Source organism: Arthrobacter glycogeni (assembly GCF_054510815.1).
Map to the genome: position 1 here is coordinate 78,988 of NZ_JBTNDV010000003.1, position 18,003 is coordinate 96,990.

Consider the following 18,003-nt stretch of genomic DNA (forward strand, 5'->3'; position numbering starts at 1 on the left):
GGCGTCGGTGCTAGCCAGCCGCCGGTGAAGGGGCGGGCGCGTACAGTTGACGGGTGATGCAATCCCCTCTTCCCGTCCGCGACGGCGTCAACGCCACGCGGTTGCGCCTGCCCGCCGAGGGGCCCTGGGGTACCGCACTCGACTACATCCTGGACCGGTGGGACCACGTCGATCCTGACGGGGTAGCCGCCCGCTTCGACCGGGGTGAGGTGGTCGCTTTAAACGGCGAGCGGCTGACCCGGACCACCCCTCTCACCGCGCACACGTTCGTCTGGTACTACCGGGAGCTGCCGGTCGAGGAACGCCTCCCGGTGGAGCTGGGAATCCTGCACCAGGATGAGAACCTGCTGGTGGTGGACAAACCGCATTTCCTGCCCACCACCCCGGGCGGCCGTTACGTGGCAGAGTCGGCTCTGGTCCGGCTGCGGGTCCAGCTGGACCTCCCCCAGCTGATCCCGATGCACCGCCTGGACCGGCTGACCGCCGGAATCCTCCTGTTCTCCACCAACCCGGCCACACGGGGGGATTACCAGCTCCTGTTCGAGAATCGGCTCATTTCCAAAGAGTATGAGGCGGCCGCCCCGGTTGACCCCGCCCTGGACCTGATGGACCATCCGCGGGTGGTCCACAGCCGCATCGTGAAGAGCCGCACCTATCTGCTCGCCGAGGAGGTGGAGGGCGAACCCAACACTGAGACACTGGTGCAACTGGTGGCGGAACGGCACGGGCGCGGCCGCTACCGGCTGATCCCGCGTACCGGCAAAACCCATCAGCTTCGCCTGCACATGGCCGGGCTGGGGCTGGGCATCATAAACGATCCGTTCTACCCGGTGCTGCACCCCCAGGCGCCCGACGATTACAGCAAGCCGCTCCAGTTGCTTGCGAAAAGCATCGCGTTCACCGACCCCCTCAGCGGTGTCGCCCGGCGTTTTGACAGCCAGTTGCAGCTCCAGGACTTCGCCTAGCCACACTGGCTGCCCTGGACCGCACCCTGCGGGGCACCTGTAGATTGGAACCGTGGATCTCACCGATCTTGGGGCATGGTCGCCGCTGTTCCATCCCCTGACCTTCATCGTCGTCGTTATCGACGTGTTCATTCCCGCCGTGCCTTCCGAGTTCCTGGTGATCGCTTCCGGCACCATGGCCTCCGAAGGCACCCTGTTCCTCCCGGTGGCGCTCCTGACCGCAATCCTGGGGAGCTGGCTGGGCGACATCATCCTGTACCTGCTGTTCCGCAACCGGCTGACCTTCTGGCTGGACAAATTCCGGTGGGGTCGCGGCATCCACCGGGGCATCCGGAATGCTGTCGAAAAAGCAGGGAAGTCCCCCACCTATGCCGGGCTCATCGCTCTGAGGTTCCTTCCGGCCGGGCGGTCGGCGGGCGTCGCAGCGGCCGGCATTGCCGACCTTCCGCTCCGGCCGTTCCTCGCGTGCGCCGCCGTCGGGGGCATCCTGTGGGCCTCCTGGCTGGTCATGCTGGGCTACATTACCGACGTCACCACGGGGTTTCCACTGTGGGTCAGCGCCCTGCTCGGAATGGGTATAGGTACTCTGGTGGGACTTGTAATTGCCGCATTCCTCGCGCTCAAGCAACGCCGGAAGGTTAGAACCACTGATGAGCACCCCGACCCCGCCCGTCCCCCGGCTGCCGACCAAACCGACTAATCTGCCAGCGGCGGCGTCAGATCCCGGGCCGCCCCGCGCCGCAGCCGAGGAGCCCGCGACGGGGTCGATCTCACCGGTATTGGAGCGGCTCCGGGCTGGGCGCCCCGCCGGCAGCACCTCCGAAGGTGCAGCCGCCCGGACAACCGGGTCGGGGACCACTCAGGCGGGGACCACGGCAGCCGGACCTACACGGCCGCCGGCCACGAACAGCACCCGGCCCTCAGCGGCCGATACCGTTCACTCACCTCGCCCGGCGAGGAACGGGAGCAGCGCAGCCCGCGCCGCCGCTCGCCGGGTAGCGCAGAGCGGCGCGACGGTCCTCAACAGAGTCGGCTCCTGGGACCCTGACCTGGTTCGACGGATTGGGGTAACGATCGTGGTGCTGGGCGCTGGCCTGGGCGTGGCCGGCACCGCCGGGGCGTTCGGCGGGCCGGATCTCCGGGACGCCCCCCTCGGGACCTTCGACCCCGGAGTCACGCTGATCTCCCCCGCAGCACCCGCGCATTATCTGTGGCTGGTGATCGGCGTCGGCCTGCTGGGGTACACGGCGCACCAATGGTTGCCGTCCCAGCGGCGCAGCCCCCGACACCGCGGGCTGGGGTGGCTGGTGGCCGCAGCGATGCTGGTGACAATGGCCTGGGTTGTGGCCGTGCAACAGAATCAAGGCACCACGAGCCTGATGATGATCGTGCTGCTTCTGGCCATCCTGGTGGGTTCCCTGCGCTGGTTGAACCATTTCCCGGCACGGACTCATGGTGAGGGCGCCCTTGTTGATGTCCCAGTTGGCTTGTTTCTGGGCTGGACGGGCGTCACCGCTGCAGTGCACACCGCCGCGGTGCTGACTACCCAGGGTGTCGACTGGTTGGGGTGGGGCCCCCAGCGCTGGGCCCTCATTGGGGTGGTTCTGCTCACCCTGGCCGCGATGGCCGTGTGCATGACCGATCGGGGTCGGATCGCGGTCGCCCTCGCTGTGGTCTGGGGGTTGGCCTGCATGGTTCCGGTGCGGCTGTTCGGTGAACCACAGTCGACGCCGGTCGCCTTTGCCGCCGGGCTGGGCGTCTTCCTGCTTCTTATCTCCGCCGGGTCGAGGCGACACCGTGTGGACCACGCGTACCGACGCGAATTGCGGGCCCGGCAGATGGCTACAGTCGCTCCCATCGATTTCTATGACGACGGAGAACCCGTAGAGGCCCGACCGTAGCTACCCGCCCCACCGCGTGACGCATGGTCACCGCCGCCTCGATGGCCTGCCGGGCGCCTGCCTCGTAATCGGTTTCCTCGACAAGAAACCTGAGGGTAATCCGCGGGGTCCCAGCCACGACATCAAGCTGCTTCGCCTCCACCAGATGGGCGGCGCCTACGGCCGCCTGGGCCGAGTCCATGACGGCCTCCGGCGCGTGTCCTGGGAGCAGGCCGAGGATGTCGAGCTGGGCGCGGAATGACGGCATGGGTTAAGTCTGCCATCGCCAGGTCCCTGCGCAACACGTCGACCCCGTCAGCCCGTCAGCCCTTCAGCCCTTCAGCCTCGGCCCGCCGGCGTCGGCTACTTCTCCGGCCAGGGACGCGGCTCAGGCTGCCGGGGCAAACAGTTCGAGGGCCACGTTGTCCGGGTCCCGGAACTCGAGGATGAACCCAGCACCGATATCCTTGACCCCGCTATGCGCAACGCCAAGATCATCAAGAAGGGCCGCAGAAGCATCCAGCTCACTGCGCGCGGCGACAGCAAAGCTCAGGTGGTCAAGTCCAACGCGATCCTCGTCGTACCGGTCACCGGCCGTTGCCACCGGGCGCAGGCCCAGCAGACGGCTTCCGAAACTGTAGATCACACCGCCGAACAGGAACCCCAGCTGGTCTTTAGTCTCCTGGTCCGCGTCAGCGGGCGGAGCCTCGAACGCTATGTCGAAGCCGAAGACCGCCTCGTAGAACGCGCGGGACCGATCAATGTCGGTGACGGTCAGTCGAACGTGGGAGAAGTCTGTGACAGGGATGGGCATGGTGCTCCAATCTTGAGGGTGTGACCCCACAATATACGGGCTACCCGCCGTCACCGGTCAGCAAGGGTGGGGATCGGTGCGGGACCTAGTTGATCGCCGACAGTCCGGTGATGGCCCGTCCGACTATGAGCGTGTTGATCTCATGGGACCCCTCATAGGTGAAGATGGCTTCGGCGTCGGCGAAAATCTTGGCCATCCGGAAATCGGTGACGATACCGTTGCCGCCGAGAATTCCGCGCCCCAGGGCGACGGTCTCACGCATCCGGGCCGTTGTGTAGGCCTTCGCGAGCGCGGCCTGGGGCATGTCCCCACCGCCGTCTTCCTGCAGCTGCGCCACCCGCGCCATCATCCCCAGGCTCGCGGTCGTGTTCCCAAGCATGCGCACCAGCTGGTCCTGCACCAACTGGAACCCGGCAATGGGTTGGCCGAACTGGTGGCGGTCCGCAGCGTATTGGCGGGCGACGTCGAAGGCAGCGAGCTGCTGGCCCACCGCCTGCCAGCCGACCAGGATCCGCGACCCTCGCAGTAACCGGCGAGTGTCGGCGAACGTATTGATGCCAGCGAACCGGTCCGCTTCGGGCACCCGGACGTTGTCCAACAACACGTCAGCGTTCTGGACGGTTCGCAGGGCAATCTTGTTCTCAATCCGCGTTCGGGTGACGCCAGGCAGCGTCGCGTCGAGGATAAAGCCCCTGACGCTGCCATCGGTGGTGTCCCTCGCCCACAGCAGCATGTAGTCGCAGAAGGTGCCGTTGCCGATCCATCGTTTGGCGCCGTTCAGGACCCAGGAGTCGCCGTCGCGCGTTGCGGTCGTCGCGAGCCCCCCTGCCACATCAGAGCCGTGCAGCGGCTCGGTGAGGGCGAATGCCCCGGTGATCCGGAGGTCCATGGCGTCCTGCAACAGCCGGGCCTTCTGGTCTTCGGAACCGAATTCATGCAGCGCCTCCACGAAGAGGTCGTGGTGCACCATGAAGAACGTGGCGAGGGATGTGTCGGCGCGCGTCATCTCGGCGATCACCATGCCGCTGAACAGGTAACTGTATCCCTGCTGGACCGGGGTGCTCAGGTTTAGTGCAGCAAGCTTGGGGAGCACCTCGATGGGGAATTCCGCGCGGTTCCACCATTCCTCGGCCGACGGCGCCACCTCCTTATCGAGGAAGTCGCGGACGTCGTCGAGCTTCGCGCGTTCGGCGGCGTTGAGCAGGGATTCGAAGCCCATAAAATCGGCGGAGGGGAGAGGGCTCTCCATTGAGCTGTTCCTTTCTGGAGCTGCGGTGGCAGCTATTTCGGTGCCATGCGGATGGCACCGTCGAGGCGGATCGTTTCGCCGTTGAGCATCTGGTTCTGCACAATGTGGGCGACCAGGGCCGCGTACTCGGCGGGTTTGCCGAGCCGCGACGGGTGGGGAACCTGCGCGCCCAGGGAATCCTGCGCTTCCTGCGGCAGTCCCGCCATCATCGGGGTTTCGAAGATTCCGGGCGCGATGGTGACCACCCGGATCAGCGAGCGGGCGAGCTCCCGCGCGATGGGAAGTGTCATCGCGGCGACAGCACCCTTGGAGGCGGCGTACGCTGGCTGGCCGATCTGCCCGTCGAACGCTGCCACCGAGGCGGTGTTCACGATCACTCCTCGTTCGGGTGAACCGTTCGGCGGGGAGACCGGTTCAGTGGCGGCCATCGCTTCGGCGGTCAGCCGGATCACGTTGAACGTGCCGATCAGATTGATGTTGATGACCCTGGCGAACTGCTCCAGTGGGAGCACCCCGTCGCGTCCGAGGACCTTCCCGGGCGTGGCGATCCCCGCGCAGTTGACCACGGTGCGCAGCGGGCCCAGCCCCACGGCGGCGTCGACGGCGGCTTGCACCTGGGCAGGGTCGGTGACATCGGCGGGGGCGAATACGGCTCGGACGCCGAGTTCGGCGGCGAACCTGGCGCCGGCAGATTGCGGCAAGTCGACGAGGACCACCGTGGCGCCGTCGTCATGCAGTTTCCTCGCGGTAGCCTGGCCCAGGCCTGAGGCACCTCCGGTGATCAATGCCACAGTATTGGTGATGTCCATGGAGTCTCCTGGGGCGTCGGCGCCGTTGGGCGATCTGTCGGTGATGCGGGCGCAGGCGTAACCTGATGCCCACCAAACACTACTGTGACGCAGCCCATACTGCATCCGGCTGGCGTCAGGTATGGCAGATTGCTCAGTACGAGCCACGAGCTATCCAGTTAGGGTGGATTTATGCTCACTCCGGCGGAAGAACCCCAGCTCCGTGCGACGGGATTGCGGGCTGAGGCCGCCGCGGCGTCCGTCCGATCCCGCTTCGGCCACCACCTCTTCGGGCTACCGGGAACCCATCTGGGTGCCGTGTGGAGTCCCCGTGGGCGCCCGAGCTATGCCTGGCACTACTGGTGGCAAGCCCACTACCTCGATGCCCTGGTGGACGCGGCACTGCGGGAAGCGGGGCCGCAGGAAGCGGCACACTGGAAGGGCGAACGGCAGCCGGCCTCAGCGCCGACGGCCCGAGGTCTGCTGTGGGGAATTTTCCTGCGCAACGGCCTGCGCTGGACCAATTCCTACTATGACGACATGGCGTGGCTTGCTCTGGCGGTGGACCGACTGCGCCTCCTGGGGTGGGATGGTAGGCGGGCGCTTCCGGCCCTGGAACGCGCACTCCGGTCAGCGCACACGCCGGACGTGGGCGGCGGGCTGTACTGGAACACCGACCGCAACTTCAAGAACACCCCCGCCACCGGTCCGGCGGCCCTGCTCTTCGCCCGACGGGGCGATCCGGGCCGGGCGCAGGAGCTGGTGGACTGGTTGGCACACCGGCTCCGGGATCAGCAGACGGGCCTGTACCAGGATGGGATCCGAATGACGACCGGCGGCGAACTGCTGGTCCCCGCCGTCTACACCTACAACCAGGGTCCGGTCCTTGGCGCCCTCCTCGAGCTGGGTGGGCCCGCCAATCTGGCTGCCGCCGCTGACCTGATCACCGCCGTCGGGACACACCTGGCACCAAACGGGGTGCTGCTCACGCATGGGGGCGGCGACGGCGGCCTGTTCACCGGAATCCTGGTCCGCTACCTCGGCCTCGCAGCGCTGGATCCCTCGCTGCCGGTGATGGTTCGGCGGACCGCCGCAACCCTGGTGACGACGACGGCGGACTCGTTGTGGTCGGCGCGCACCAGGGTGCCCGCCCCGGTGGTTCGTGGCCGGCGTCGGGACCCCGGGGATGCGGTGCTGGCGTTCCCGGCGGGAACCGGGAACGACGCACTCACCGGTGGTACCGAACTGTCCACGCAGCTGCAGGCGTGGATGACCCTGGAGGCGGCTTACCGTGTGACGGCCGGCGCGACGGGCGAGGCCGAGGTGCCGGGGTAGGCGAGCGCCCGGTGCCTGATGCCCAGCGATACCCGGTCGCCGCGGTTCGGCAGGTCGGGCGCGGCCATCCTGGCGCGGACCGTCACGCCGGTGGGCAGTTCAACGCTGACCAGGGCGTCGTGGCCGGCGTAGGACACTGAGGTGACTGTCGCTTCGGTTCCACCGCCCTGGACGTGAAGCCATTCCGGCCGGAGCATCAGGCACACCGGTGAGCCGTCCGTCGGTTCGCTGCCGTCGGCCATCTCGGCTTCCACCAGCCCCAGGCCGCACTGCACCAGACCGCCGGACCAGTAGCCGTCCACTTCCACTGTGTCACCGACGAACGCTGCAACCCACCGGCTGACCGGCCGCTCATAGACTTCGCGGGGGGTGCCCCACTGCAGGATCTGGCCCTCCCGCATGACCGCGACGTAGTCAGCCAGGGACAGCGCCTCCTCCTGGTCGTGGGTGACCAGGAGGCTGGTATTGCTTTGCCCACGCAGCAGGTCGGCGACCTCGCGGCGCAGCGTGGACCGTAGCTGAGGGTCGAGCGCGGCGAACGGCTCGTCCAGGAGCACCAGATCAGGCCGGGGCGCCAGGGAGCGGGCCAGCGCCACACGCTGGGCCTGCCCGCCGGACAACTGGGATGGAGCGCGATCCACCAGCTCTCCGAGGCCAACGAGTGCGGCGAGGTCGGCGATCCGTCGGGCCCGGTCCGGGGTGCGCTTCAGCCCAAACCCAATGTTGTCCCCTACTGATAAGTGGGGGAAAAGCGAGGCATCCTGGGGCACCCAACCAACCCCACGCTTTTCCGGGGCTAGCTGGACGGTGGGCGAGGACAGGAGAATTTCGCCGACGCTGATGGTGCCGCCGGTCGCGGGGAGGAGACCGGCGATGGCACGCAACAGGGTGGTTTTGCCGCAGCCGCTCGGGCCGAGCACCGCGGTGAGGGCGCCCCGGGGTATCTCCAGGTGGACGCCCTCGAGCACAGTCGTGTCGCCGTAGGCAACGCGCAGCCCCTCAATGACTACCCAGCTCACAGCTCCTCCTTCGCAACGCCCCGGAACCCGGAGAGCACCACCGCCGGGACGGCGGCGAGCAGCACCAGGGTTGCCGCGTAGGGTGCGGCAGCCCCAAACTCGAACACTGTGGTCCGTGACCATAACTCAGTGGCGAGGGTGGATGTGCCGGTGGGGCGCAGCAGCAGCGTCGCAGGTAATTCTTTCATGACGGAGATGGCAACCAGCAATGCGCTCACCCCGATACCGGGGAGCGCCAGCCGGGCGGTCACCCGCCACCACGACTGCAACGGAGACAACCCCAGCATCCGCGACACGTCGACCAGATCCCCCGGCACCGCCGCAATGCCACTGCGCATCGTACCGATCGCCTTCGGCATGAACAGGACTGCGTAGCCGAAAATGAGCACCACAACTGTCTGGTAGAGCGCCGGGACCGCGGCCAGCGCGAAGAACACCAGCGCCAGGCCCACCACAATGCCGGGCAGGGCATGACCCAGGAATCCTACTGCCTCGACAGCGGCGACCAGCCGACCCCGGTACCGCGCCGCCAGGACGGCGATGGGGAGAGCCAGCACCACGGCGGCGAACGCGCCGGCGACGGCTAGACCCAGGGTGGTTCCGATGGCTTCACCGAGGCGCGCGACGTCGATCTCCCGCAGCGTCTGGGCTTCCAGCAGTCGGCTGGTCAGCCCGCCGACTGGGACGACGACGCCCACCACCGGAGCGCTGAGCACCAAGCCGAGAACCACGGTGACCCACCGGCCGGCGGGGATCAGTGGCACCCGGCCGCGGCTGGCGCCTTGGCCGACCTGCCCACGGAACCGTTTCTCCCCGGCGACCACGGTCAGCGCCAGGGCCACCAGCATCAGGGCCAGCAGGGCGGCCTGGTTGCGGTCGAAGCTGGCACCATAGGCCGAGTTGATGCCCCAGGTCAGGGTTTCAAACCGCAACATCGCCACCAGCCCAAAGTCGGACAGCGTGTACAAGGCAACGAGGAGTGCACCAGCCACCGCCGCCGGCCTGACTCGCGGCCACGTGGCGGCACGAAAGGCCCCCCACGGCCCGCGGCCCAGGGTACGGGCGACCGCTTCCAGGTCGCCCGACGCACCGCGGAGGGCCGCAACGACAGGCAGGGTCACGTAAGGGGTGCAGACCGCCGTCATGATCAGCCAGCTCGCAAAGAACCCATCCAGGGTCGGCAGCCAAACCAGCCAGCCATAGGCCGCCAGGTAGGACGGGACAGCGAGAGGCAGCGCCGCCATCAACAGCATCGCCCGGGGTGCGGGGATACGGACCCGGGTCAGCACCCATGCCGATGCGGTACCCAACACCAGGCAGGAACCGGTGACTGCCGCTGCCAGCAGCACCGAGTTCAGTGCCAGCTGGAGGACCCTCGCCCGCAGGAGGGTATCGGCGAGTTCGGCGAACCCGGCGTCAGTGGTGCGGGCAACGAGGTAGACCAGCGGGATGGCCGCGGTCGAGGCGCACAGGATGGCCAGCACCACCAGCCATACCGGGGCTTTGGCCCGGGGCGCACGCGTGGGACGCACCGGCGAGGTGCCGGCACGTCCCACGCGGACCATGCTCATCTGGGGTGTCACCTGCTCCGTAAGGTCAGATCAAGCCATGTTTGCTGAGCAGTTCCTGGGTCGCGTCCAGTGACTCGAGGTCGGACAGGTCCAGGTCCGGGTTGATCAGCGAATCCAGAGCCGGCAGGTCTTCGGGAGCGTCAATGCCTTCGGCGAGCGGGTACTCGAACGTCTCGTCGACGAAATACTGCTGCGCGTCGGCCGAGACAAGGAACTCGACGAACTCGAGGGCGTCGGCGTCCTGGGCGGCGCCGGACAGGATCCCTGCTCCGGTGACGTTGACGATAGACCCCGGATCTCCGGCCTCAGGGTAGGACAGCTGGGCGCGCATGTTCTCTTCGCTGATTTCGGCTGCCTGACCGAACCAGTAGTAGTGGTTGATCAGTCCGGTGTCGACGACGCCCTCATTCACAGCGGTCAGCACCGCCCCGTTGTTCTCGAAGACCTGCGGATCATTGGCTGCCAGCGCTGCCACCCACTCGTCGGCCGCTTCTTCACCCTTGAGCACGCGGTACGCGGTAATGAACGCCTGGAAGCTTGCATTCGAGGGGGCAACGCCCACCCGGCCAGCCCACTCGGAGGTGATCAACTCGTCCACCGTGACGGGCACTTCATCGGCGGCGAGTTCTTCGCCGTCGTACACAATGACGCGGGCGCGGCCGGTGACCCCAACCCAGCTGTCATCGGTGGAGGTAAATCCGGCGGGGACGCTCGCTGTGAGGTCTTCGGGGAGGGTGGTGAACAGGCCGGCACTGCTGAGGGCGCCGAGCGCTCCAGCGTCCTGGGACAGGAACACCTGGGCGGGGGTCTGCTCGCCTTCTTCCAGCAGCAGGGCACCTAGTTCAGCGGTGTTGCCGTAGCGGACGTCTACCGAGATACCGCTGGATTCCTCGAACATGTCGATGAGCGGCTGGATCAGCTCTTCATCCCGGCCGGAATAGAGGGTGAACGCGTCGTCGCTTTCGAGCTCGGCGGCGGGCGCTGAGCTTCCCTGCTGCGTGGGCTCCGTGGGCTCGGCTGTCGCACCGCAGCCCACGAGGGCGAGGAGGGCGGCGCCGGCAGTGAGGGCGGCAAATTTGTTGGTCATGGGTGGTGTCTCCGAGGGTGATCCGGTAATGCGGGTAAGGATTACCTTACACGGGGTTAAACCGAATTAGTCACACAAATATGACCTAATAGGGCCCGAGGCGGATCAGGGACGCCTGCGCTGGGGGTAGAACGTCTCCTGCCGGGCCAGCATCGCCACGAATTTTGTGATATTCCGCTCACGGGCGGCGTCGGTTTTGAGCTGGCCCAACCGGAAGATCAATGCATACCTGTTCTGGGAGGAGAGGACCTCGAACATGGCGTGCGCCGCTGGGTCCGCGGCCACCGCTGCAGCCAGGTCGGGGGGAACCTCGGCCGTCGCCGGTCCGGCGTAGGCCCGCTCCCACCGGCCGTCCGCTCTCGCGGCGGCGACGGCGTCGTGCCCTGCCTGCGTCATCCGGCCCTCGGCGGTCAACCGGTCAATGTAGCCAATGTTGCGCAGGGACCACATGCTGCGCGGCCCCCGCCGAGTGAACCGCTGGAAGGAGCTTCCGTCGTCCCGCCGTCGGGCCTGACCATCGATCCACCCCACGCACAGCGCCTCGTCCAACGCCGCCGGGTAGGTCAGCTCCGTGACCAACCCGCCCTTCTTGTGCAGGATCAGCCAGACCCCCGGGGAGGTGGAGTGGTTAGCGTCGAGCCAGTCCTTCCACGCCGGAGCATCGGGAACCAACAGTTCGGGCAGTTCGGCCTTCATGGGGCTACTGTAAACCCCTATGCTTCGCTGAGCTCCCCGACCCAGGAATCTGGAGGAAACCTCATGCTGCGGGTCCGCCCTACGGTGATCACCACCGACACCGAGCGAATGGCTTCCCTCCTCTGTGTCCTCGGTCTGCTGCAGGCCGAAGGGAATGCCGAGGAAACACTTTTCGACGCCGGCGGGGGCCGGCTTGCTGTCCACGGCGCCGGGGACGGGCTGGGACTCATTGGCTTCGAAGCGGGCGACCTGGCCGAATTTGCCCGCCGTACCCGGGAGAGCGGGACGGCAGCCGAACTGGTCCAGTCCGACGGCGGCACGGCTGGTTTCATCGCGACTGTCCTCGTCACAACTCCCGGGATCGCTTTTGCTGTCCACCAGGGTGAGCGGGCCGCGCGCGCCGACGTCGACCCGGATCTCACTGTGGTGTGCGTGTGGCACACGCCGGATTCCGTGTCGGCGGCGAAGGTGCTGGGCGACATCGGCGCACGGCCGCGACCTGCTGCCCCTGACGGTCGGCTGGAATTCGAGGCCAAGAATGGCGGCCTGGTGTCGGTTCGCACCGGGGAACACCAAAGCGTCGAGGTGGGGTTCGAGTACACGGGTGACCTTCCCGGACTCCGCGACAGGGTGCTGAGGGCCGGATTCCCCGCAGTGTTAGGCGGAGCGGGCCGTTTCCTGAGCGTTTCGCTTCCGTCGGGTCAGCCGTTGACCGTTACTGGGCCTTCGGACGGGCCGAGTTGACTGTCCGGCACACCCGCAACGGCGCCCGCCTGGCACCCGTACGACGGTGAGCCCGGATTCAGCCAAGGGCCGAAGCGCAGCGCGCCGCCCGCCATCGGGGCCCCGTCTGCGATAGAACAAAGTATGAACGTTCGCACCCCTGACCCCAATCCCGGGTGGCTTTCGGAGGATGACCTCTATGAAGCCCGCCGCCGCCTCCCGATGGTCTACGTGGAGGCCATCCCGGTGCGCTGCGATTCGCTGGGGTATGTCACCGAGGTGGGCTTGTTGTTGCAGGCCAACGATCAGGGCGAGATGGTCAGGACATTCGTCTCCGGGCGCGTGATGTACCGCGAAACCATCCGCGCCGCGCTGGTCCGTCATCTGGAAAAGGACCTGGGTCCGTTTGCTCTCCCCCAATTGCCGCCCTGCCCGGTGCCGTTCACGGTCGCCGAGTATTTTCCCTCGCCGTCGGAAACCGGGATGACCGATGACCGGCAGCACGCGGTCGCCCTCGCCTACCTCATCCCCGTGACCGGCGAATGCCAGCCCCGCCAGGACGCCCTGGAGCTGTCCTGGATGACCCCTGACGAAGCGCTCAGCCCTGGCGTTCAGTCCGAATTCTCGGGTGGACGCGGTGGATTGCTCCGCCAGGCGCTGGCCTATGCTGGCTGGGGGCGCTAACCAGTGACCGAGAACCGGAAACCGTCACGGGTACGCAGGCTCAGCGCCGAAGCTGTCACCGCCGGTCACCACATCATCGGTCCGGCCGGCGCAGAGCCCACCGAGGTGGTGGAGATCGATATCGAAAATGACGATTTCGGTACCCCCGCTGTCGTCGTCGCCACCCTCGACTCCGGTGATGTTCTTCGGATCGCGACTGGTTCGCAGGTCCAGATTGCTGTCGACGACGACGAGGCGGCGGCTGGATCGATCCCCGCCCAGGATGGCACCCCTGAGGCTGTCATTGCCCACGCTGTGTCCCTGCACCCGGAAAGCATTCGGCTACAGGGAATTGCTGAACGGCTCTCGAACGGCGTGAACGTCAAATCGGGGAGCAATCTGCAGGACGTCCACGATCTTGCGTTGAGCCTGCTGGTTGACTTCGCCGACGCGGCCAACGCGCAACGGGTCTGCGACCTGCTCACCCCGCTGCCGTTTGACGGCAACTTTGGACGCTGGAAGTGGATCGAGGGGGTGCTGGCCCTGGCCTCCTACCTGGCTTACGACGACGGCGACGCCGCTCGCGCAGCTGCCTACTCGGCGTCGCTCCGCTCCGCGGACGACGCGGAAACCGATCCCCTGAAAGCCAAGCTCGCGGCAGCGGTCAGGCAGCGCCAGCTCAATGCCCCCAACCTCTACGACCCGGAGATCGGCCGGGCCGTAACTGCTGGCGACGCGGCGGCCGAGAAGGACTGGCGGGTGGTGCGGCTGACAGCGTTGCTCTACCTGCGCGCGCACGGCGGCTCCGAAACGCTGACTACTGAAGAATTGACCCGGCGGATCCACAACGAGCTCGTCGCGATCCGCGCCCGGTAGGGCTCGGGTAGGGCTCTGGAGTAGGAGCTGCTGCGGGAGTAGAGTGTCGCCATGGATCACTCGCCCGGCATCACCGGCTCGGCCGCAGCTGGTGCTCTGAACCCGCTGAGCGTTCACATCAATGCTGACGCGCGTCAGGTCTGGGTGATGCTCCGCGAACCGGCCAAGGTCGCACAGTGGCACGGGTGGGATTATGACGGTCTGGCTGAAGAGATCCGCCTGATCTATTTCTCCGTCGGCGTCGCAGAGGCGCCTAACCACCTTTCGCTGACGCTGGAGGACGGCGATACGTTCCTGGCGGTGCCCGGCCCGGATGGGACTGTCGTCACCGTTGAGCGCGGGCAGCCGGAACCGGGGTCCGAGCTGGCGGACTGGGACGAAGATATCACCGAGGGGTGGATCTCGTTCCTCCAGCAGCTGCGCTTCGCGCTTGAACGGCACCCCAACACCGACCGTCACACGGCATTCTTCGCTGGCACCCCCACCGATGGGCGGTCCATCGTGGACCGGCTGGGCGCCCAGGTGGTCGGTCAGCCCGGCGATTTCTACACGCTGACCATGCCGGGTGGCGAGGAACTGACGGGCAGGGTGTGGTTCCGCACCGAACGGCAACTTGGGCTGACCGTGGCCCAGTACGCCGAGCACGGCGACGGGCTGCTGATCCTGGCCGAGCAGCCCCTTACCGAAGGCGTGCGCGCTGAGCTGTCGTCGTTGGTCATTGCCTCGACCTACGCGTTGGGAGCCAGGGATCTGCACGCCGTCTGGGACAGCTGGGAGGGTGTGCGACGAGATTCCTATCCCGACGCCGACCCGCTGGTCACCTCAGCCCTGGACCGTGCGGGCAAACCGTCCTCCTAATTGCTGGCAAAATAGGCTGGTGCCAACTGATACGCAGCAATCTTCTTTCTCGTTCACCGTCGATCAGCGGCTGAGCGACCCCGCGGGCGGACCATCGCATGGGCGCACCGGCACCATCACCACACCACACGGTGAGATCCGCACACCGGCGTTCATCGCCGTCGGGACCAAAGCATCGGTGAAGGCGGTGCTCCCCGAGTCCATGAAGGACCTTGGTGCACAGGCACTCCTTGCCAACGCCTACCACCTGTATTTGCAGCCAGGACCCGAGATCCTCGACGAAGCCGGCGGGTTGGGCCGCTTCATGAACTGGGCTGGGCCCACGTTCACGGATTCGGGTGGTTTTCAGGTGATGAGTCTGGGTTCCGGGTTCAAGAAGGTCATCACCATGACCGTCGCCGACGCGGAGGGCGGGGGATCCGACCACCGGGTGGCCGCCGGCAAGGACCGGCTCGCCCACATTGACGACGATGGCGTCTGGTTCAAGTCCCACCTCAACGGGGACCGGCACCGGTTCACCCCTGAGATTTCGATGCAGGTACAGCATCAGCTGGGCGCTGACATCATGTTCGCGTTCGACGAGCTGACCACGCTGATGAACTCCCGCGGCTACCAGGAGGAGTCGCTGGAGCGCACCCGACTGTGGGCCGAGCGCTGCCTTGCCGAGCACGACCGGCTGACCGACGAACGGGTGGGGAAGCCGTACCAGGCGCTGTTCGGCGTCGTCCAGGGCGCCCAGTATGAGGACCTGCGACGGAAGGCTTCCCGAGACCTCGGCAACATGAATTTCGACGGTTTCGGGGTCGGCGGCGCGCTCGAGAAGGAAAACCTCGGGACCATTCTGGGCTGGTGCGCGGACGAGCTGCCCGAGAACAAACCGCGTCACCTTTTGGGTATCTCGGAGCCAGATGACCTCTTTACGGGCATCGAAAACGGCGCGGACACCTTTGACTGCGTCTCCCCCACCAGGGTCGCCCGCAACTCAGCGTTTTACACCCCGGACGGTCGGTGGAACCTGTCGAACGCCCGGTTTCGGAAGGACTTCACTCCCCTGGTGGACGGCTGCGACTGTTACACCTGCACCAACTACACCCGCGCCTACATCCACCACCTGTATAAGGCGAAGGAAATGGTCTCGGCCACGCTCATCTCGATCCACAATGAGCGCTTCATCGTGAAACTGGTCGACGACGCCCGCAACGCGATCGGCGACGGCGCCTTCTTCGACTTCAAGGCCGAAATCCTGGGCCGCTACTACGCCGCCAAGCCCTGACCCGCACCGCCGCCCGGCCATCCGCACCGCCACACCCAGAAGTGCCCGACCAGAAGTGCCGCCCGCAAAAAAGTGGCCGGCCCGCACGTTAGTGGTTGCGCAACAGCGACCCTGCACGTGGGCCACTTTTCCGGGCTAGGCGGGAGTCACGTGGGCCGGGTCGGATCCACGCAACCGGTCCATGTCGGCTCTCGACTCCTCCTCTACAGCCGCGAGGGTAGTCGAGTTGTCCACATAACGGTTTCGGCCCACCCCCTCGGGCTTGGATCAGCGCATGCTGGCTGCATGAATACCCAGTGCCCGTCCTGGCTGAACCTCTCGAAGACTCCCTGGACCACCGAGGAACTCGCCGACCGGAACGTCAACGATCGGCAGGTTGCCCGGCTCGTCCAGACGGGAGTCCTCGTCCGGTTACGTCGCGGATGTTACGGGTCAGGCCAACTCTGGGAACAACAGTCACCCAAAACACGCGCGCTGCAGCGCATTTACGCACACCGCCACTCACTTCTACGGGCCAGTCAGTCAGGGCTGGTGTACAGCCATACATCGGCTGCCCGGGTCCACGGGCTGCACCTGTGGAACGTGGATGACTCGATCCACGTCACTCAAAGTTTTCCCACCTCACCCCACGGACATGGTCCAGACGTTCGAGCCTATTGCTCACCGTTGGTGCCCGAGGCCGTGTCCGTCAAGAAAGGGCTGCGCGTCACATCGCTGGAACGCACCGTGGTGGACTGCGCACGAATACTCCCCTACCGGCAGTCGCTGATCATCGCGGATAATGCCCTGTATCAAGGCGGAGACCGCCCCCTCATGCGGGACATAGCCCTGCAACTCACCGGCCACAAAGGCATCGCCAACGCGAGAAAGGTCCTCGCTCATGCCAGCGCCCTGGCCGAATCCCCCGGCGAAACCCTGACCCGGCACATCATCCGACGTCTACGGCTACCGATACCTGAGGAGCAGGTCGCCGTCCGGACCAGATATGGTGCCCACCGACTCGATTTTGCGTGGCGGGAGCTGCTGCTGGCCCTCGAATTTGACGGCAAGATCAAGTACTTTGCTTACGCGCCCACCGACGAGGTGCTCTTTCAGGAGCGTCGCCGGGAAAAGGCGCTAATGGAGGACGGCTGGCAGTTCGTCCGGCTCGAATGGTCGGATTTATTCAGAGAGTCAGAGTTGCGCGCCCGGCTCACCGCTGCTCTGCACCGGGCGGCCTTGCTCCACCGGAAAAGTGCCTGACCCGCAGACGAATGGCAGCCCCACCACTCGTCTGCGGCTCCGGCACTTTTCCGGCCCATAGGGCCACTTCCACGAAGGAATAGGCGGGCCATCTCCAGGAAGGAATGGGGGCAGGCGGCAGCTAGGAAGCCGCGTAACTCGGTTCGCGCTTCTTGATCGCTTTAATCACCAGTGCTGTGACCGGAACAAAGAACACCTCGATCAGGGTCTTGTAGAGAAATCCGAAGAGGAGGTAGTTCAGAAATCCACCGAATGTCGTAATACCAATAACAGACGCAGCGATGGCGCAGAAGATCAGGGTGTCGGCGAACTCGCCGACCACCGTTGATCCGAGCAGGCGTCCCACCAGACCTCGCTCACCCAGTCGGGCTTTCATCCGCACCAGCACCCACGCGTTGAGTGTCTGCCCCACGGCGAACGCCACAAGGGAAGCAAGCACGATCAACGGGACCGGGCCGAGAGCTCCCTCGAGGGCGGCCTGCTTTGACGTACCGAAATCGTCGTCGAACCCGGGGAGCGCGATGATAATCAGGTAACAGAGGGACGCGAACGCGGACAGCAGGAACGTCACAATGATCGCCAACCGGGCGGCTTTGAAGCCGTAGACCTCGCTGATCACATCGCCCAGAATGTAGGCGAGAGGGAAGAGGAAGAACCCGCCGTCGGTGATGATGCTGAAGTCCCCGGCAACCGGCCCGATCAGCACTCCCTTGGATGCTCCGATGTTCGACAGCAACACCACGACGGCGAGCGTCGCCAGCATGACGGCGAAGTAGGTGCTCCCGGAGGAGGCAAATTTGGCGCGGGTTCTTTCCTGCGGCTGAGTCAACGTCATCTCATTCATCGAAGTGGTTCGCGGACACTGTTCGGTCCGCTGTATTAGCACTGATGCCCGGCTGCCCCCGGGCAGCCTAATTCTCCCACGGCGGGAAGAGATGCCCTGAACTGGCCGCCCCGGAGGAAA

19 protein-coding genes are annotated in these 18,003 nt (G+C 66.2%); 11 read left to right on the plus strand and 8 right to left on the minus strand.

What is annotated here, in order from left to right; all coding sequences use genetic code 11:
• Window positions 1-56 precede the first annotated feature (56 nt).
• From ACX80G_RS04190 to ACX80G_RS04205, 4 genes are read left to right on the plus strand one after another with little or no spacing between them, the layout of a single operon-like run.
• Window positions 57-965 carry an RluA family pseudouridine synthase gene (locus ACX80G_RS04190; protein WP_459306216.1) on the plus strand — a complete coding sequence of 303 codons (909 nt, stop codon included), beginning with the start codon at window positions 57-59 and terminating at the stop codon, window positions 963-965.
• Between the two features lie 52 nt (window positions 966-1,017).
• Window positions 1,018-1,665, plus strand: a complete 648-nt coding sequence (locus ACX80G_RS04195) for a DedA family protein (RefSeq protein ID WP_459305831.1) — start codon at window positions 1,018-1,020, stop codon at window positions 1,663-1,665.
• Window positions 1,616-2,866: a TspO-related membrane protein gene (locus ACX80G_RS04200; RefSeq protein ID WP_459305833.1), complete on the plus strand. Its 1,251-nt coding sequence runs from the start codon at window positions 1,616-1,618 to the stop codon at window positions 2,864-2,866. Before ACX80G_RS04195 ends, ACX80G_RS04200 begins: the two co-directional genes overlap by 50 nt.
• A gap of 16 nt (window positions 2,867-2,882) precedes the next feature.
• Window positions 2,883-3,107 carry a hypothetical protein gene (locus ACX80G_RS04205; protein ID WP_459305834.1) on the plus strand — a complete coding sequence of 75 codons (225 nt, stop codon included), beginning with the start codon at window positions 2,883-2,885 and terminating at the stop codon, window positions 3,105-3,107.
• A 126-nt stretch (window positions 3,108-3,233) separates the two neighbouring features.
• Here the strand turns inward: ACX80G_RS04205 and ACX80G_RS04210 are convergent, their stop codons facing one another.
• The 3 genes from ACX80G_RS04210 to ACX80G_RS04220 form a co-directional block, all read right to left on the minus strand.
• Window positions 3,234-3,659: a VOC family protein gene (locus ACX80G_RS04210; RefSeq protein WP_459305836.1), complete on the minus strand. Its 426-nt coding sequence runs from the start codon at window positions 3,657-3,659 to the stop codon at window positions 3,234-3,236.
• A gap of 85 nt (window positions 3,660-3,744) precedes the next feature.
• On the minus strand, window positions 3,745-4,908 hold the full coding sequence (locus tag ACX80G_RS04215; protein WP_459305837.1) for an acyl-CoA dehydrogenase family protein: 1,164 nt from the start codon (window positions 4,906-4,908) through the stop codon (window positions 3,745-3,747).
• A 32-nt stretch (window positions 4,909-4,940) separates the two neighbouring features.
• Window positions 4,941-5,717 (minus strand): SDR family NAD(P)-dependent oxidoreductase, encoded by a 777-nt coding sequence (locus tag ACX80G_RS04220; protein ID WP_459305838.1) that lies wholly within the window; start codon window positions 5,715-5,717, stop codon window positions 4,941-4,943.
• A gap of 171 nt (window positions 5,718-5,888) precedes the next feature.
• On the opposite strand from ACX80G_RS04220, the gene ACX80G_RS04225 reads away from it, so the two are divergent.
• Window positions 5,889-7,031, plus strand: a complete 1,143-nt coding sequence (locus ACX80G_RS04225; protein WP_459305840.1) for a glycoside hydrolase family 76 protein — start codon at window positions 5,889-5,891, stop codon at window positions 7,029-7,031.
• Here the strand turns inward: ACX80G_RS04225 and ACX80G_RS04230 are convergent.
• From ACX80G_RS04230 to ACX80G_RS04245, 4 genes are all read right to left on the minus strand, one after another.
• Window positions 6,983-8,050 carry an ABC transporter ATP-binding protein gene (locus ACX80G_RS04230; protein WP_459305842.1) on the minus strand — a complete coding sequence of 356 codons (1,068 nt, stop codon included), beginning with the start codon at window positions 8,048-8,050 and terminating at the stop codon, window positions 6,983-6,985. The two genes, ACX80G_RS04225 and ACX80G_RS04230, sit on opposite strands and share 49 nt — an antisense overlap.
• Complete coding sequence (locus ACX80G_RS04235) at window positions 8,047-9,621, minus strand: ABC transporter permease (protein ID WP_459305844.1); 1,575 nt, start codon at window positions 9,619-9,621, stop codon at window positions 8,047-8,049. Before ACX80G_RS04235 ends, ACX80G_RS04230 begins: the two co-directional genes overlap by 4 nt.
• 25 nt (window positions 9,622-9,646) lie before the next feature.
• Window positions 9,647-10,708, minus strand: coding sequence for an iron ABC transporter substrate-binding protein (locus tag ACX80G_RS04240; RefSeq protein WP_459305846.1), 1,062 nt, complete (start codon window positions 10,706-10,708; stop codon window positions 9,647-9,649).
• A gap of 105 nt (window positions 10,709-10,813) precedes the next feature.
• Window positions 10,814-11,404, minus strand: coding sequence for a YdeI/OmpD-associated family protein (locus ACX80G_RS04245; protein WP_459305848.1), 591 nt, complete (start codon window positions 11,402-11,404; stop codon window positions 10,814-10,816).
• Window positions 11,405-11,467: 63 nt separating this feature from the next.
• On the opposite strand from ACX80G_RS04245, the gene ACX80G_RS04250 reads away from it, so the two are divergent.
• The 6 genes from ACX80G_RS04250 (at window position 11,468) to ACX80G_RS04275 (ending at window position 17,039) form a co-directional block, all read left to right on the plus strand.
• Window positions 11,468-12,148 carry a VOC family protein gene (locus ACX80G_RS04250; protein WP_459305850.1) on the plus strand — a complete coding sequence of 227 codons (681 nt, stop codon included), beginning with the start codon at window positions 11,468-11,470 and terminating at the stop codon, window positions 12,146-12,148.
• Between the two features lie 123 nt (window positions 12,149-12,271).
• On the plus strand, window positions 12,272-12,811 hold the full coding sequence (locus ACX80G_RS04255) for an NUDIX hydrolase family protein (protein WP_196839393.1): 540 nt from the start codon (window positions 12,272-12,274) through the stop codon (window positions 12,809-12,811).
• A 3-nt stretch (window positions 12,812-12,814) separates the two neighbouring features.
• Window positions 12,815-13,666, plus strand: a complete 852-nt coding sequence (locus ACX80G_RS04260) for a DUF6707 family protein (RefSeq protein ID WP_459305851.1) — start codon at window positions 12,815-12,817, stop codon at window positions 13,664-13,666.
• A 51-nt stretch (window positions 13,667-13,717) separates the two neighbouring features.
• The gene (locus ACX80G_RS04265; RefSeq protein ID WP_459305853.1) at window positions 13,718-14,524 is read left to right on the plus strand and encodes an SRPBCC family protein; all 807 of its coding nucleotides are present in this window, start codon (window positions 13,718-13,720) and stop codon (window positions 14,522-14,524) included.
• A 19-nt stretch (window positions 14,525-14,543) separates the two neighbouring features.
• A complete protein-coding gene (gene tgt / locus ACX80G_RS04270) occupies window positions 14,544-15,797 on the plus strand; it encodes a tRNA guanosine(34) transglycosylase Tgt (RefSeq protein WP_459305855.1) in 1,254 nt (417 codons plus the stop codon).
• 285 nt (window positions 15,798-16,082) lie between these two features.
• On the plus strand, window positions 16,083-17,039 hold the full coding sequence (locus ACX80G_RS04275; RefSeq protein ID WP_459305856.1) for a type IV toxin-antitoxin system AbiEi family antitoxin domain-containing protein: 957 nt from the start codon (window positions 16,083-16,085) through the stop codon (window positions 17,037-17,039).
• 121 nt (window positions 17,040-17,160) lie between these two features.
• Here the strand turns inward: ACX80G_RS04275 and ACX80G_RS04280 are convergent, their stop codons facing one another.
• Window positions 17,161-17,874, minus strand: coding sequence for a queuosine precursor transporter (locus ACX80G_RS04280; RefSeq protein ID WP_459305857.1), 714 nt, complete (start codon window positions 17,872-17,874; stop codon window positions 17,161-17,163).
• Window positions 17,875-18,003 lie beyond the last annotated feature (129 nt).